This window comes from Neotamlana sedimentorum (genome assembly GCF_000943565.1).
In the GTDB taxonomy this organism is placed as follows: domain Bacteria; phylum Bacteroidota; class Bacteroidia; order Flavobacteriales; family Flavobacteriaceae; genus Neotamlana; species Neotamlana sedimentorum.
In genome coordinates this window covers 66,871-80,025 of sequence record NZ_JTDW01000001.1, presented here as the reverse complement: position 1 = coordinate 80,025, position 13,155 = coordinate 66,871, and the positions used below count along the sequence as shown (strand labels likewise).

Annotated in this window: 20 protein-coding genes; 5 read left to right on the top strand and 15 right to left on the bottom strand. The window is 32.0% G+C overall.

Features of this window, described 5'->3' with window-relative positions; genetic code table 11:
* Positions 1 to 99 precede the first annotated feature (99 nt).
* Complete coding sequence (locus tag PW52_RS00365; RefSeq protein ID WP_044630945.1) at positions 100 to 1,200, top strand: DUF4407 domain-containing protein; 1,101 nt, start codon at positions 100 to 102, stop codon at positions 1,198 to 1,200.
* On the opposite strand, the gene PW52_RS00360 is transcribed toward PW52_RS00365, so the two are convergent.
* The gene (locus PW52_RS00360; protein WP_044630944.1) at positions 1,201 to 1,479 is read right to left on the bottom strand and encodes a hypothetical protein; all 279 of its coding nucleotides are present in this window, start codon (positions 1,477 to 1,479) and stop codon (positions 1,201 to 1,203) included.
* A gap of 214 nt (positions 1,480 to 1,693) precedes the next feature.
* Between PW52_RS00360 and PW52_RS00355 the strand changes: the two genes are divergently transcribed.
* Positions 1,694 to 2,122 (top strand): YybH family protein, encoded by a 429-nt coding sequence (locus PW52_RS00355; RefSeq protein ID WP_044630943.1) that lies wholly within the window; start codon positions 1,694 to 1,696, stop codon positions 2,120 to 2,122.
* Here the strand turns inward: PW52_RS00355 and PW52_RS00350 are convergent.
* The 4 genes from PW52_RS00350 to PW52_RS00335 all read right to left on the bottom strand — a co-directional run bounded on the left by PW52_RS00350 (position 2,115) and on the right by PW52_RS00335 (position 4,689).
* Entirely contained in the window at positions 2,115 to 2,390 is a 276-nt protein-coding gene (locus PW52_RS00350) for a DUF1272 domain-containing protein (RefSeq protein ID WP_044630942.1), read from the bottom strand. The genes PW52_RS00355 and PW52_RS00350 overlap by 8 nt on opposite strands.
* Positions 2,391 to 2,484: 94 nt before the next feature.
* Positions 2,485 to 3,219, bottom strand: coding sequence for an SDR family oxidoreductase (locus PW52_RS00345; protein ID WP_044630941.1), 735 nt, complete (start codon positions 3,217 to 3,219; stop codon positions 2,485 to 2,487).
* Positions 3,220 to 3,226: 7 nt separating this feature from the next.
* Positions 3,227 to 4,027 (bottom strand): haloacid dehalogenase type II, encoded by an 801-nt coding sequence (locus PW52_RS00340; RefSeq protein ID WP_044630940.1) that lies wholly within the window; start codon positions 4,025 to 4,027, stop codon positions 3,227 to 3,229.
* A 59-nt stretch (positions 4,028 to 4,086) separates the two neighbouring features.
* Positions 4,087 to 4,689, bottom strand: a complete 603-nt coding sequence (locus tag PW52_RS00335) for a TetR/AcrR family transcriptional regulator (RefSeq protein ID WP_044630939.1) — start codon at positions 4,687 to 4,689, stop codon at positions 4,087 to 4,089.
* A gap of 88 nt (positions 4,690 to 4,777) precedes the next feature.
* Between PW52_RS00335 and PW52_RS17485 the strand changes: the two genes are divergently transcribed.
* On the top strand, positions 4,778 to 4,918 hold the full coding sequence (locus PW52_RS17485; RefSeq protein ID WP_044630938.1) for a hypothetical protein: 141 nt from the start codon (positions 4,778 to 4,780) through the stop codon (positions 4,916 to 4,918).
* On the opposite strand, the gene PW52_RS00325 is transcribed toward PW52_RS17485, so the two are convergent.
* From PW52_RS00325 to ruvC, 9 genes are read right to left on the bottom strand one after another with little or no spacing between them, the layout of a single operon-like run.
* Positions 4,915 to 5,493 (bottom strand): PhnA domain-containing protein, encoded by a 579-nt coding sequence (locus PW52_RS00325; protein WP_044630937.1) that lies wholly within the window; start codon positions 5,491 to 5,493, stop codon positions 4,915 to 4,917. The two genes, PW52_RS17485 and PW52_RS00325, sit on opposite strands and share 4 nt — an antisense overlap.
* Positions 5,494 to 5,505: 12 nt before the next feature.
* Complete coding sequence (locus PW52_RS00320; protein WP_044630936.1) at positions 5,506 to 5,871, bottom strand: MmcQ/YjbR family DNA-binding protein; 366 nt, start codon at positions 5,869 to 5,871, stop codon at positions 5,506 to 5,508.
* 3 nt (positions 5,872 to 5,874) lie between these two features.
* Positions 5,875 to 6,273 carry a GNAT family N-acetyltransferase gene (locus PW52_RS00315; RefSeq protein ID WP_044630935.1) on the bottom strand — a complete coding sequence of 133 codons (399 nt, stop codon included), beginning with the start codon at positions 6,271 to 6,273 and terminating at the stop codon, positions 5,875 to 5,877.
* A complete protein-coding gene (locus tag PW52_RS00310) occupies positions 6,273 to 6,881 on the bottom strand; it encodes a DUF4230 domain-containing protein (RefSeq protein ID WP_044630934.1) in 609 nt (202 codons plus the stop codon). Before PW52_RS00310 ends, PW52_RS00315 begins: the two co-directional genes overlap by 1 nt.
* A 6-nt stretch (positions 6,882 to 6,887) precedes the next feature.
* Positions 6,888 to 7,232: a DUF4260 domain-containing protein gene (locus PW52_RS00305; RefSeq protein WP_044630933.1), complete on the bottom strand. Its 345-nt coding sequence runs from the start codon at positions 7,230 to 7,232 to the stop codon at positions 6,888 to 6,890.
* On the bottom strand, positions 7,232 to 7,981 hold the full coding sequence (locus PW52_RS00300) for a cyclase family protein (RefSeq protein ID WP_044630932.1): 750 nt from the start codon (positions 7,979 to 7,981) through the stop codon (positions 7,232 to 7,234). Before PW52_RS00300 ends, PW52_RS00305 begins: the two co-directional genes overlap by 1 nt.
* Before the next feature lie 2 nt (positions 7,982 to 7,983).
* A complete protein-coding gene (locus PW52_RS00295; protein ID WP_044630931.1) occupies positions 7,984 to 8,778 on the bottom strand; it encodes a DUF3667 domain-containing protein in 795 nt (264 codons plus the stop codon).
* Entirely contained in the window at positions 8,779 to 9,906 is a 1,128-nt protein-coding gene (gene hemW / locus PW52_RS00290; RefSeq protein WP_044630930.1) for a radical SAM family heme chaperone HemW, read from the bottom strand.
* Positions 9,906 to 10,457 carry a crossover junction endodeoxyribonuclease RuvC gene (gene ruvC / locus PW52_RS00285; protein WP_044630929.1) on the bottom strand — a complete coding sequence of 184 codons (552 nt, stop codon included), beginning with the start codon at positions 10,455 to 10,457 and terminating at the stop codon, positions 9,906 to 9,908. Before ruvC ends, hemW begins: the two co-directional genes overlap by 1 nt.
* Before the next feature lie 75 nt (positions 10,458 to 10,532).
* Between ruvC and PW52_RS00280 the strand changes: the two genes are divergently transcribed.
* Both PW52_RS00280 and PW52_RS00275 read left to right on the top strand, forming a co-directional pair.
* Positions 10,533 to 11,504, top strand: coding sequence for a lysylphosphatidylglycerol synthase domain-containing protein (locus tag PW52_RS00280; protein WP_044630928.1), 972 nt, complete (start codon positions 10,533 to 10,535; stop codon positions 11,502 to 11,504).
* Positions 11,505 to 11,527: 23 nt separating this feature from the next.
* On the top strand, positions 11,528 to 12,610 hold the full coding sequence (locus tag PW52_RS00275) for a glycosyltransferase family 2 protein (RefSeq protein ID WP_240475128.1): 1,083 nt from the start codon (positions 11,528 to 11,530) through the stop codon (positions 12,608 to 12,610).
* A 45-nt stretch (positions 12,611 to 12,655) separates the two neighbouring features.
* On the opposite strand, the gene PW52_RS00270 is transcribed toward PW52_RS00275, so the two are convergent.
* Positions 12,656 to 13,132 carry a hypothetical protein gene (locus PW52_RS00270; protein ID WP_044630926.1) on the bottom strand — a complete coding sequence of 159 codons (477 nt, stop codon included), beginning with the start codon at positions 13,130 to 13,132 and terminating at the stop codon, positions 12,656 to 12,658.
* Positions 13,133 to 13,155 lie beyond the last annotated feature (23 nt).

Sequence of the window (13,155 nt, the reverse complement as noted above, 5' to 3'; positions counted from 1 at the left end):
CTTTTTTTATTTAAAAAATTTATTAACTGCAATTTTCTGTAACAAAACATAACTTTTAGCGTTCTAATAGACAATCATCAATCAAATCACAATCAAGTTATGTTAAAAAAATTCTTCATCCTTTGTTCGGGGGCAGATACCGATATTTTACGTGCCTGTAGCAACGGCGAACAAAATAAATATGCCGGAATTGGAGCTACGGTTTTCTTTACTGCAATAATGGCTACAATTGCCGCTAGTTATGCTCTATTTACTATTTTCGATAATTTATATTCTGCCATACTTTTTGGCTTAATCTGGGGTTTACTCATTTTTAATTTAGATCGCTACATCATTTCAACCATTAAAAAAAATGGCAATTTTACAGATGAATTAATTCAAGCTACACCAAGAATAATTTTAGCACTAATTATTGCCATAGTGATCTCGAAACCTTTAGAACTTAAAATTTTTGAAAAAGAAATAAATCAAGTGTTATTAGAAGAGAAAAATACTCTGACCTTAAGTAACAAAAATCAAATAGCTGAACAATTCACTCCCAAACTTGAGGCTTTAAACAGTAATATTGATTCATTACAAAGTCAGATAAACCGCAAAGAAGCCGAAGTAAATGCATTATACAACATCTATATAAATGAAGCTGAAGGAATAGCAGGAACAAAACGCTTAGGTAAAGGTCCTGTGTATAAAGAAAAACGCGATAAACACGATACTGCTTTAGCAGATTTACAACAACTAAAAACAGAAAACAAAGCAAAAATTGAAACTATTGAAGCCCAAATTGCTCAAGCTGAAACCGATTATGCCAACAAAGTAACGACATCGCAACCTATAATTAATAATTTCGATGGTTTAATGGCACGAGTAAATGCTTTAAATAAATTGCCTTGGCTTCCTTCGTTTTTTATATTCCTATTGTTTTTAGCTATAGAAACCTCACCTATTTTCGCAAAATTACTGTCGCCACGAGGTGCTTACGATTTTAAACTCGAAGACCAAGAAAACGCATTAAAAACGCAAGTGCTTCAAAATAAGAATCAGCGGGAAATTATGCTAGAAACAGATACAGCCATAAACGACCGCATATACAACGACATTAAAAACGAAGACGAACTTTACAATTACAAACGTAAAAAAGCACGCGAACTTATGCAATTACAAGCCGATGCATTTTATAAAAAACAGAAAACAATTTTGTAATTAGGCTGCCGAATTTGAGCTAAAATGCTCGTATAAATCTTTACAACCGTAACCAATAATAGATAGTTTTTTATTTTGCTTAATTGCATCAAAATGCAGTTGAGAAATAGCAGCAACACCATACTTATCGATACGCTCAACATCCTCAATACTAATAGTTAATGACTCTAAATTAGCGAAAATAGTTTTAAATTCAGACTTAAAAGTGTAGGCGTTTTTTTTAGTTAATTGACCTTTTACTTTGTAAAAATTGTTGTAACCAGAAATTTTAAATTCCATAATTTTGGTGATTTACTTGTTAATAATAAATTTGAGGGAGTATAAGTCGCAGACTTCGAATTAAATATAAAAACAAAGTAGATAACAAATACTATTTTATCGATAAATAGAAATTACTTTAGATGAATAAAAATTTTCTGTCAAAATTATCGATGAGTAACAAACTAAAATTTTATATTTTTACCCAAATAAAACTTAAAAACGAAACTTATTTATGAAGAAAATTCTCTTAGTTTTTTGTTTACTAACTGCTTTTTTTAGTTTTTCTCAAACAGAAGAAGATGACAAAAAAGCCATTAATAAAGTACTTAAAAAACAACGTTTGGCTTGGTCTAAAAATGACATTGAAGGTTTTATGGAAGGCTATTGGAAAAGCGATTCGCTTACATTTTACGGAGCGAATGGTGTTGTAAATGGTTGGGAAGCAACTTTGGAGCGCTATAAACGTGCGTACCCAACAGCAGACCACACAGGTACTTTAAGTTTTAAAATTAATGCCATTAACAAAATTGAAACCAATTCGTATTACGTATTAGGTGAATTCCATTTAAAACGTGAAGTTGGAAATGCCGATGGTTTTTTTATGGTCGTTTTTAAGAAAATAAATGGCGAATGGAAAATTATAGCCGATACTTCTAGTTAATTTTTAGACGTTGCAATAGTTTATTATGCGCGTCTATATCGACTGGTTTAAAAACGATTTTTGTTGAAATTGGATATTTTTCAAGTAACTGTTTAGGTCTAATTGGTCGTTTTACAAAATCACCACCACAATTAGGGCAAACATGTTGCAAAACAGTTTCTACGCAGGTTTTACAAAAGGTGCACTCGAAAGTACATATCATCGCATCTTTGGCATCAAATGGTAATTTTTTATTACAATTTTCGCAAGTTGGGCGTATTTCTAGCATAAAAAAGGAATAACTATTAAAACTCTAATAACAAGTTAAGCTTTTTAATTCACTTTCTAAATTATTTTTATTTTAATGGTTATCACCAATAATGTTAAATTAAAGCACCGTTTGCACCAATAACTTGTCCGGATATCCACTTAGAGTCGTTGCTAGCTAAAAACACAACAACTCGTGCGATATCAATTGGTTCTGCCAATCGGTTAAAAGCAATCATACTTTTTAATTTATCGATAGTTTCTTGCGATTTTCCGTTTAAAAATAAGTCGGTTGCAGTAGCTCCAGGAGCAATAGCATTAACCGAAATGCCTCGACCAACTTCTTTAGAAAATACGCGAGTCATTTGCTCTACAGCTGCTTTTGAAGCCGAATACAACGCATAACTAGGAAACATTAATTTTACAGTACTCGAAGAAAAGTTAATTACAATACCATTATCCGAAAGTTTTGTTGCAGCTTCTTGCAAAGTGTTAAAAACCCCACGCACGTTAACATCGAATAATTTAGAAAAATCGTCTTGGGTGTTATCTTTTAATAACTTATTATACATTATACCCGCATTATTTATTAAAACATCAACTTTACCGTAAACCTTAATTGTTTCATTAAACAAAGATTCTACATCTTCTTTATTGCTTACATCTGCTTTTACAACAATACCTTCTCCGCTCTCATTTGTAATTTTATTTAAAGTCTCATGAGCTTCGGCTTCGCTATTAGAGTGATTAATAACAACTTTAGCACCATGTTTTGCTAATTGTATTGCCACCTCTTTACCTATTCCTCGTGAAGAACCTGTAACGATAATAACTTTGTCTTGTAATTTCATTAGTTAATTATTTTATTGTGATTAATTTTTCTGCAATTAACTTTAAATTTGGTTCATTAATTTCTGGGTTTGGAGCTAACGAATATAACTGTGCACCTGGTCTGCTAACAAAAGCACCACGCCATCCTGCCCAAAGTGCTCCTGCAATATCCCAACCATGAGCAGCCACCATTAAACATTCTGATGATTTTATTTTCATTTTTCGTGCTGCCCAATCGTAAGCATCGGTATGTGGTTTATATTTTCCCATATCTTCTATACTTAATCGCTCATCAAAATAATCTAATAAACCGGCATTTTCAAATTGGGTTTTAACACCAATGTTAGATGAGTTTGTAAAAGACACCAATTTGTAACCGGCACCTCTTAATTGTTTTAATGCTTCTTTTACTTCTGGATGTGGTGGTATAGAACGTAGCGGACCTAAAATGGCTTCTTGAGCTTCTTTTTCTCCAATTTTAATACCATGATTTGCGGCTACCATTTGTAAAGCCGCAGCACCAATTATTCCGAAGTCGTTGTATTGCCTACCTACTGTTGTTACCAACGAATATTGTAACATCGTTGTAAACCAAAGTGATAACAAATCGCTACGTCCGTTAAGTTTTTCTCCAACGTTTTCTTTCATGGCTGTTAAATCTAGTAACGTTTCGTTTACATCAAAAAATAACACCTTTGGGCGACCTGTTGATTTTTTTTCTTCTTGCATGATATTTTGGTTTAAAGCATTGGTAAAATTAGGCATTGTTACACCTGCAACACCGAGCATTGCTGTGTTTTTAATAAAATTTCTCCTGTTGTTTTTCATAGATAATATAATTAATTTTTAAAAACATTCTAATAGGTATGTTTTTATTTAAAAATTTTTTAAGGTTTCAATTGGTCTAAATAAATTTGTAATCCCGTTATGTATTGATTTAAAATGGCATCGTCGTTATATACTTTTCGAATACCGCGAATACCTTCAAAAGCACTAATTAAATACACCGCTACGGCTTCGCTAGAAATATTTTGCTTAATACATTTTTCGTTTTTACCACGATTTATTAAGGTAATTAAAGCAGCTTTCCAAGTTTCAACAATATGTTTAAGTGCCGACTGATACGCGGTTTCGTAATTCCCAATTTCGTTAATAAAATTATTCATGGGGCAACCATTTTGCTTATCGTAAAACGGAAAAGATTTTATTCTGCTTAAAAAGGTTTGCTCAAGAATTTCCATTGGGTTTCCTGCATCGCTTAATGGTAAAATCATACCATCGTAAACGCGCTTTCTCACTTTATGCTCTATTACCTCTAAACCCAGTTCTTGTTTGTTTTTATAGTGATGATAAAATGCGCCTTTGGTAAGTTTTGCTGCCTTCATAACATCGGCTATACTTGTAGATTTAATACCATTTTCGTAGAATAACGTAAAGGCTTCTTGTACAATTTGTTGCTTGGTTAATTGCGATTTTAATTCTTGCTGCATGCTGTAAAGTTATAAAAAATACCAACTAGTATGTTTTTATTATAAAAAATTTAACTTGTATGTTTACATTGTTTTTTAGTTAATGAAAATGAAATACAGTTATAAAGTAATTTTAATGGTAGTTTTAGCAGCCATAACCATTTATGGCTTGGTTACTGGCCGCTATTTATTTTTGGTTTTTATGTTTCCGTTTGGATTTAACCTTTTTAAGAAGAAAAACGAGAATTAGGTTTTCTTTACATAATCGGTAATAATTACAATGTGTTGCCCATCGACTTTACCTTCAATATATTGCGCGTTATCACGATCTAATCGAATATTTCTAACGGCAGTACCTTGTTTAGCAACCATACTGCTTCCTTTTACTTTTAAATCTTTTATTAATACAACAGAATCGCCATTATCTAAAATAACACCGTTACTATCGCGATGTATCACTTTTTCGCTTTCGTCTTTATCTTCGCCCGTTGCTCTGGCTAATGCTAAAGCTTCATCGCTTAAATACATCATGTCCAGTAAATCTTTTGGCCAACCTTCATTACGTAACCTTTGCAACATACGCCATGCCATTATTTGTACCGCCACGTGTTCGCTCCACATACTATCGTTTAAACAGCGCCAGTGGTTAGCATCCATATCGGTACGTTCTTCAATTTGATCTAAACAGACTTTACAGGTCAACACATCGTTATCTACATTTTCGTTTAACGATGGCGGAATGGTATACTGACTTAATTCGGTTGTAGATTTACACAACTCGCAGCAATCGCCACTGCGGTCTTTTAGTGTTTGTAATACACTCATTATTTTTAAAATTTAGTTTTCTAATTCTTTCTGAAGCTTTTTAGGTAAACTTTTAACCACCAAATTATATGATTGATCTATAAGTTCTTTTACTAAAGCCGGAGGCACTTCGTTTTTATGTAATTGAATGGTGTTCCAATGTTTTTTACTCATGTGGTAACCTGGTTCTATAGCTTCGTATTCTGCACGAAGCTCCAAAGCATAATCTGGATCGCATTTTAAGTTTATAGATTGCAAACCTTCTTCCCATTTTTTTAACGACGATAAGGCAAACATTTTACCCAAAACTTTAAAAACCAACACATCTTCATCGAAAGGAAAATGCTCGGTAACCCCTTTTTTATTTAAGCAATAGGCTCTGTATTGTTCTATATTCATACGCTACAATAGTTTTTCCATGAGCTTTTCTGGATGACTTAAATCTGTAAAACCAAATTGTTTATATAAACCATGGGCATCTTTTGTTTTTAACATCCAAACTTTACACTCTTGCAAAGTTTTATGTGTTGTAACGGCTTCCATTAATTTTTTTGAATAGCCTTTACCACGATATTCCGGAAGTATAAATACATCCATAATATAAGCGAAAACCGCATAATCTGTTGCAACGCGTGCAAAACCAATTTGCTCATTATTTAAATACACACCAAAACACAAACAGCTATTTATTGTTGTTTGTACTTGCGCTACGGTTCTTCCTTTTGCCCAATAAGTCTGACTTAAAAATTGATGAATTACAGAAACATCTAACTTATTTTTATCGGTAGATATTTCGAACATTATTTTAATTTTTTAGGTTCTACGCTATCTATTTCTAAAGATGAATAATCTAGTTTCCAACCAATAGTTTCAACAATGGTTTCAATAAGTAAAATAGTTTCAAGCGCTTCTTTTTGTGCTATTTCAATTAAACCACTTTCTGGTATTTTTTCTTGAATATGAAGTTTAGCTTCGTTGTGTAATCCGGTTAAATCCGTCGCTTCAAACCTATTAAAGTAGCCATCTTTTTTATCGTAATAATTTAAATTCGTTTCTATTGAAAGTACTTCAGGTTGCGGAAAATGCTTCAAAATAATTCTTTTCTTATCATTTTCGGCTTCAATTTTAATTTTAGCCAAATCGTAACCTACATGCGCCTTGGCGTTTATTACCACTAAGGCTTTTTTCTTACTTGTTATTAATTTTAAAAAGCGTTCTTTAACATCTTCGTAATGATAAATCTCGGCAAAATCACCTTCAACAGTTATAAACTTACATACCTTTTTAATCTTATCTATTAAAATGGTAGACTGCGAATTTACTAAACTCTTCTTTTTAAAAGATTTTACAACAGTAACCACACCAGTAGTTACCAAAACACCAATTATTATACCTAAAAACGCTTCCATAAAGTTTTAAAGTTTACCCAAATGGGTGTTTTTAAAATCGGTAATATACTTTAATCCGTAGCCAAAAACTCTGTCGAAACACGAATGCGAAAAAAGTATAACACCAATTAATTTTACTATATCGTTTTGCAAATAAACGCCTAAAAAATAGAATAAAATAGCAATGCCTTTATGATGAAACACATTGTAAGCATAAGCACCAATTTTAGGGTTTACAAGATAGCCTAACATGCCAATATCTGGAGTTAATAACAAGCCAACAAACCACCACCAACTTAAATTTAATTGTGAAAACAAATACATACCCAGAACAAACATGAGTAATTCTTCTAGTTTTAAAACGGCTTTCATTAGCTTAAAGTTTTATACAAAATGGGTTTACTTGGCGTAGCATCATTCTCAAAAGGTGCGATTTGCAGGTTTAAAAAATACTCGCCATCTTCAATTTTATTAGACACATAAATAAACTCGGTTATTGTAGCATCTAAACGTAATTTACCTTTTGTATTCCAAAAAATATTGTGCCCTAAAAGTTCGCCGCCATCTTTTTCTTTATCAATACTTGGCAAATCTATTAGTAAATGTTTAATGCCTTTTTTAACTAAAAATTCTACAGCATCGGCTTGTAAATACGGCCAATTAGTATTAGAATATTGCCTAGATAATTTATCTCGAGTGTTAGGAATAGTACGAATTACCAAAGCATCACGCTTCTTATTACCTAAAGCAAATTGTATTTGTTTTTTCGAGATCACTCTATCGTCGTTAAACGTTTCTGGAGCTACGGTAATAACCTCAGCTAAAAAGAAAAACTGCTTTAAATTTTTATTTATAGAGTGCACTTCCTTTGTAATATGCCCAACCGTTTCGGTGTGCGTACCATGTGCATGCGGATTAAAAGAAATATTATTAAAATTAACGCTAGCACCTTCGGCAACACTAATTATAAAATCGTCTTCTTTTGCAGGTTCTATTTTGGGTTCGTCAACATACCACGCATTTACGTTTTTTTTAGAAGCACGCAACGGCATTGAAATATCGTTAGGTTGTTTTAAATCTATTTTTAATTTTCGGGAATTGTATTGAATTATTGCTAGCATAGTTAATATAAAAGTTTAAATGCCAAGTTACTTATTAATCCTCGATACGCCACAGCCAAAGCTATACTTAAAACCAATGCTGCCATTCCTTTTAAAATAGCCAATAGCCAAGTGCCCTTGTAAAACGTTTTTATGGCAAATAATAAGTATAAAAAATTTATCGAGAATATCAATATTTGAATAAGTCTTGTTGGTTTAGACATTGGAATTAGCAATAGAAAAATGCAAAACATTAAGAAAAATGAAAAAAAATGAGTTGCAAAAATTAAATGCTTTCCAAATTGATACCGCTTTTTAAAATTTAACAACCAAAACACCAACGCATATAATGGAATTAAAATCAATACAAAACTTTTAGAGTAATTTATAGATTTAGTATCGTAAAGTTGCTTTATTTCAAGAACCGAAGCACCTTGTACTTCACTTAATGTTTGTATTTTTTGCTGGCCCAAAACATCGGCAAAATAAATTTCTGAAGGAATACGTAAAATATCGGCTTTACTAAGTAAAATAAAAAAAAGAATGTTCGCTATAATAAAAATTTGAAATGGTTTCATAAACGGTTTTCGTAAACCTTGTACATACAAAACCGACAATTTCCCTGGTTTAAAAAACAAATAGTAAAAGCTTTTTAAAACTTTTGAATCGACATTGAACACCCCATTCACTGCCTGACTTATCAAACTTTTAACTGAGAAATCCTTATCTTCAACTATTTTCTCTCCACAATTACTACAATATTTACCATCAATTTGATGGTTACAATTTTTACAAATTATGTAGTTTTTTATACTCATTTACAAATAAAATAACTCGGAAGCTATACCATCGCATAAAAACTTCCCATTTTGGGTAACTAATAACTTACCATCTTCAATATACAACAAATCTTGATTAATAAATTTATTGGAATTCTTTTTTAAATGCTGAAGGAAGTCATCTCCAAATTCAGTTTTAATTTTATTAAATGAAACACCCCAAATGGTTCGTAAACCTGTCATGACATACTCATTAAAAGCATCTTGCTTAGTTAAGTTTTCTGTTGATAAAGGCAGCTCTTTATTTTGAATACTTTTTATGTATTTAGCATTGTTTGAAACATTCCAACTTCGCTGATTGTTATAAAACGAATGCGCCGAAGGGCCAATACCTAAATAAGGCTTACCCAACCAATAACTCGTGTTGTGTTTTGAGAAAAAATCAGGTTTACCAAAATTAGAAATTTCGTAATGCACAAAACCTTTTTCGGTTGTTTTTTCAACTAAATGATTAAAATGTTTAAGTGCTAAATCTTCATCAATTGGTGGGTATTTTCCTTTTTCAATAAAAGTATCTAAAGCTGTTTTTGGCTCTACAGTTAAAGCATAACTAGAAATATGATTTACCCCAAAACTAAATGCTTTCTCTAGGTTATCATTCCATTTTTCCAGACTCATATTAGGAATGCCGTAAATTAAATCGATAGTTATATTATCGAAATATTTTATCGCTTCTTTTAAACATTTTTCGGCTTCAGTGGCGTTATGTGCCCTGTTCATGCTTTTTAAATCGTCGTTAAAAAACGACTGAATACCAATGCTTAATCGGTTAATTTTAGTTTCTTTCGCTAAGGTTTTTATGCGCTCCAACGATAAATCGTCTGGATTCGCTTCTAAAGTTATTTCTGGGTTTTCGCAAACTTGAAACCTTGTATAAACCGCATCGATAATTTTTTGTAATTCTATGTTACTTAACATCGATGGTGTACCGCCACCAAAATAAATGGTTTCAACTACTTCACTATTTAAAATTGGGTAACGTAATTCCATTTCGGATATTAACGCATCAATAAGTTCATCTTTCTTTTTAAGTGATGTAGAAAAATGAAAATCGCAGTAAAAACAGGCTTGTTTACAAAACGGTATGTGAATGTAAATTCCGGCCATTATTTTTTAACTCTATCGGAATTTTGCTTCACAAAAGCATCCCAACCCGAGTAACTTTTACCAACATCTACACGACCGGAGTTATAAAAATGGCAAACTGCCGCCGCTAAACCATCGGTTGAATCGAGGTTTTTGGGTAAGGTTTTTAGTCCTAGTATACTTTGTAACATTTTTGCAACCTGCTCTTTACTAGCGTTACCGTTACCAGTAATAGCCATTTTTATTTTTTTAGGTAAATATTCGGTAATAGGTATTTCACGACTTAATCCTGCAGCCATAGCAACGCCTTGTGCGCGACCAAGTTTTAACATACTCTGCACGTTTTTACCAAAAAAAGGCGCTTCAATAGCAATTTCGTCAGGGTTATGCGTATCAATTAATTCAATAGTACGCTCAAAAATAAGTTTCAACTTTAGGTAGTGGTCGCCGTATTTTTTTAAATCGAGCTCGTTAAGTTGTAAAAAATGCATTTTTTTTCCCACCACTTTTATAAGACCAAAACCCATAATGGTTGTTCCTGGATCTATACCTAAAATTATTCGTTCTTTCATTTATCTTTTTAAAATCAACCACTTAAAAAGCAGCAAGTTTTTAAACGCCATTTAATTGCGTAATTTGCAAAAAATATGCGCCAACTCCCTTACAAAACTAAGCAATTCTTTTTTGTGCTTATTAAATTAAGCATTGTTGTTGGTGCTTTTTATTTTATTTACCAAAAACTCACAAATAACAGTTCTTTAAGTTTTTCAGAATTTATTAGATTTTCACAAAAAAACGATGTTTTTAGTCTAAAAAATGCTTTTTTTTTCTTGGTTTTAAGTGGTTTTAACTGGTTTTTCGAAATTTTAAAGTGGCAAACTCTTGTTAGTTTCGTAAAAAAACTAAGGTTTAAAAATGCCATCGAACAAAGTCTAGGCAGTTTAACAGCATCGCTTTTTACACCCAATCGCATTGGTGAATACGGCGCAAAAGCCATGTACTTTTTGGGCAATAATCGAAAAAAAGTATTATTGGTAAACCTGCTTCATAACAGTTTACAAATGTTGGTTACAACAGTTATAGGCGTTGCAGGTTTTTTAGTTTTTTCAAGTAACTTTAGGCTACAAATTAATTACTTTAAACTTAGCCTAATTCTGGTAATAATTATAGTTTCTGCCATCCTGATTATCTTCAGTTTAAAAAACAAAAAGTTTAAAATTAAAGGGTTTTCGTTTTATAAATTAAAATCCCTCTTTTTAAAATTCCCTAAACAAAACTTAATTTTAGGTGGCTTTTACAGTTTGGTGCGTTATGCCGTTTTTTCGTTTCAGTTTTATATTCTGCTTCAACTTTTTCATGTAAACATTGGCTATTTACAAGCTATGATTATCATTTCAACCATGTACTTTCTAAGTTCAATAATTCCATCAATTTTTATTTTCGACGTACTTATTAAAGGCAGTATTGCCGTTTATCTATTTTCTTATGTGCACGTTAACGAGTTAACGGTGTTAAGCATTGTTTGTTTAATGTGGATTTTTAATTTTGTTATACCAAGCCTTATCGGAAGTGTTTATGTACTAAAATTTAAACTACCAACAACAAACAGCGTTGCATGATTGTATTGAGTCTTTTTATAACTTTGGGATACCTAATTTTAATAGGAGGCTTTATTATTGGCTTTAATAAAGTAGAAACTTTTAAGCCGAAAAAACCTGCTCCAAAAACACGATTTTCTATAATTATACCATTTAGAAATGAAGCTGAAAATTTACCGCGTCTTTTAAAATCGATAGAAAATTTAAACTATCATAAATTACTGTTTGAAGTTTTTTTGGTTGATGATGCCTCGGAAGACAACTCGGTCGAAATTATTGTTAGCAGTGGCACCGATGCTATTTTAATTCCGAATAAACACAAAAGCAACGCGCCAAAAAAAGATGCCATTACTACAGCCATGAGTTTTGCAAAAAACGAATGGATAGTTACAACAGATGCCGACTGCGAACTCCCAAAATACTGGCTCGATACTTTCGATGCCTTTATACAAAACCATTCGGCAGATGCCTTGGTTGCTCCTGTAAGTTACCAAAGCGAAAACTCGTTTTTAAATCAATTTCAATTATTAGATGCTTTTAGTTTGCAAGGTGCCACTATTGGCGGATTTGGCTTAAACAAACCATTTTTGTGCAATGGTGCTAATTTTGCTTACAAAAAAACGCTTTTTAATGAGGTTAATGGCTTTAAAGGCAACGAAAATATGGCTAGCGGCGACGATATTTTTATGCTTGAAAAATTGTTAGAATACAATAAAAACGTTGCCTATTTAAAAAGCAAACATGCCGTTGTAAAAACAACAACTAAAAAAAGTTGGCGCAGTTTAGTAGCACAACATGTTAGGTGGGCAGCAAAAACAAGCGCTTACAACAATACGTTTGGCAAACTAACAGGAATTATTGTTTTACTTATGAACGCCTTAATTGTTACAGGAATTATACTTGCCGTTTTAAATAGTTTTAATTGGTTTTTACTAATTGCAATTGTAATTACGAAATTAATTATCGATTATATTTTACTTGCAAAAACCGCTTCGTTTTTCAACAAAAAACAAACCTTAAAATATTTTGTTTTTAGCTTCTTTGTATATTCATTTTTTAATGTGTTTGTGGCCGTTAAATCTATTTTTGGTGGTTATACCTGGAAAGGGCGTCAGTTTAAAAAATAAGCTAAACTGCTTAATTTAGTATTTTAATGTTATACCAACCTGGTTTTAATTCACATTAATTATAATAGGTAAACTAAAGGCTGCATTTACATGCTGCCCGCGTTTTATGGCCGGATAAATTTTTGGAAGCGAATCTAAACTTTGGGTTATTAATGCTTCAATATTAGGGATTTCTTTACGGGTGGCAGTCGCCATTTTAGAGTCCGTGAGTTTTAAAACCCCAGTTTTCGACAAGTTAAAATTTAAAACAATAGTATCGGTTATATCTTGGGTTACTGTTATTTTTTCTTTTTTTAAAAACTCCCAAATATGAATTGCTAAACTGTTTTGAAAACAGTCTTTTCTATCGCTTTTTACTTTTATAGAATCGCAGCTCGAAAAGCTCGGATACTCATCAACATCGGTCCAGTTAAAGGCGTTTAATTCTTCATTTAAAATATCTTGAGAAGACGTTTTTTTCACCATAAAAAAATCGCAGGACGTGAGTAAAAAAACTAAAAGAAAAGTAAAAATTAACCTCATACATTACATTGAAACCGAAATTT

Excerpts from the sequence above, each read along its gene's own strand:
- PW52_RS00325 (WP_044630937.1), bottom strand. The coding sequence starts at position 5,493 with ATGAGTGTATTACAAACACTAAAAGACCGCAGTGGCGATTGCTGCGAG.
- PW52_RS00355 (WP_044630943.1), top strand. The coding sequence starts at position 1,694 with ATGAAGAAAATTCTCTTAGTTTTTTGTTTACTAACTGCTTTTTTTAGT.
- PW52_RS17485 (WP_044630938.1), top strand. The coding sequence starts at position 4,778 with ATGAAATACAGTTATAAAGTAATTTTAATGGTAGTTTTAGCAGCCATA.
- PW52_RS00365 (WP_044630945.1), top strand. The coding sequence starts at position 100 with ATGTTAAAAAAATTCTTCATCCTTTGTTCGGGGGCAGATACCGATATT.
- PW52_RS00305 (WP_044630933.1), bottom strand. The coding sequence starts at position 7,232 with ATGAAAGCCGTTTTAAAACTAGAAGAATTACTCATGTTTGTTCTGGGT.
- hemW (WP_044630930.1), bottom strand. The coding sequence starts at position 9,906 with ATGGCCGGAATTTACATTCACATACCGTTTTGTAAACAAGCCTGTTTT.
- PW52_RS00310 (WP_044630934.1), bottom strand. The coding sequence starts at position 6,881 with ATGGAAGCGTTTTTAGGTATAATAATTGGTGTTTTGGTAACTACTGGT.
- PW52_RS00315 (WP_044630935.1), bottom strand. The coding sequence starts at position 6,273 with ATGTTCGAAATATCTACCGATAAAAATAAGTTAGATGTTTCTGTAATT.
- ruvC (WP_044630929.1), bottom strand. The coding sequence starts at position 10,457 with ATGAAAGAACGAATAATTTTAGGTATAGATCCAGGAACAACCATTATG.
- PW52_RS00350 (WP_044630942.1), bottom strand. The coding sequence starts at position 2,390 with ATGCTAGAAATACGCCCAACTTGCGAAAATTGTAATAAAAAATTACCA.
- PW52_RS00280 (WP_044630928.1), top strand. The coding sequence starts at position 10,533 with ATGCGCCAACTCCCTTACAAAACTAAGCAATTCTTTTTTGTGCTTATT.
- PW52_RS00295 (WP_044630931.1), bottom strand. The coding sequence starts at position 8,778 with ATGAGTATAAAAAACTACATAATTTGTAAAAATTGTAACCATCAAATT.
- PW52_RS00360 (WP_044630944.1), bottom strand. The coding sequence starts at position 1,479 with ATGGAATTTAAAATTTCTGGTTACAACAATTTTTACAAAGTAAAAGGT.
- PW52_RS00335 (WP_044630939.1), bottom strand. The coding sequence starts at position 4,689 with ATGCAGCAAGAATTAAAATCGCAATTAACCAAGCAACAAATTGTACAA.
- PW52_RS00270 (WP_044630926.1), bottom strand. The coding sequence starts at position 13,132 with ATGAGGTTAATTTTTACTTTTCTTTTAGTTTTTTTACTCACGTCCTGC.
- PW52_RS00345 (WP_044630941.1), bottom strand. The coding sequence starts at position 3,219 with ATGAAATTACAAGACAAAGTTATTATCGTTACAGGTTCTTCACGAGGA.
- PW52_RS00300 (WP_044630932.1), bottom strand. The coding sequence starts at position 7,981 with ATGCTAGCAATAATTCAATACAATTCCCGAAAATTAAAAATAGATTTA.
- PW52_RS00340 (WP_044630940.1), bottom strand. The coding sequence starts at position 4,027 with ATGAAAAACAACAGGAGAAATTTTATTAAAAACACAGCAATGCTCGGT.
- PW52_RS00320 (WP_044630936.1), bottom strand. The coding sequence starts at position 5,871 with ATGAATATAGAACAATACAGAGCCTATTGCTTAAATAAAAAAGGGGTT.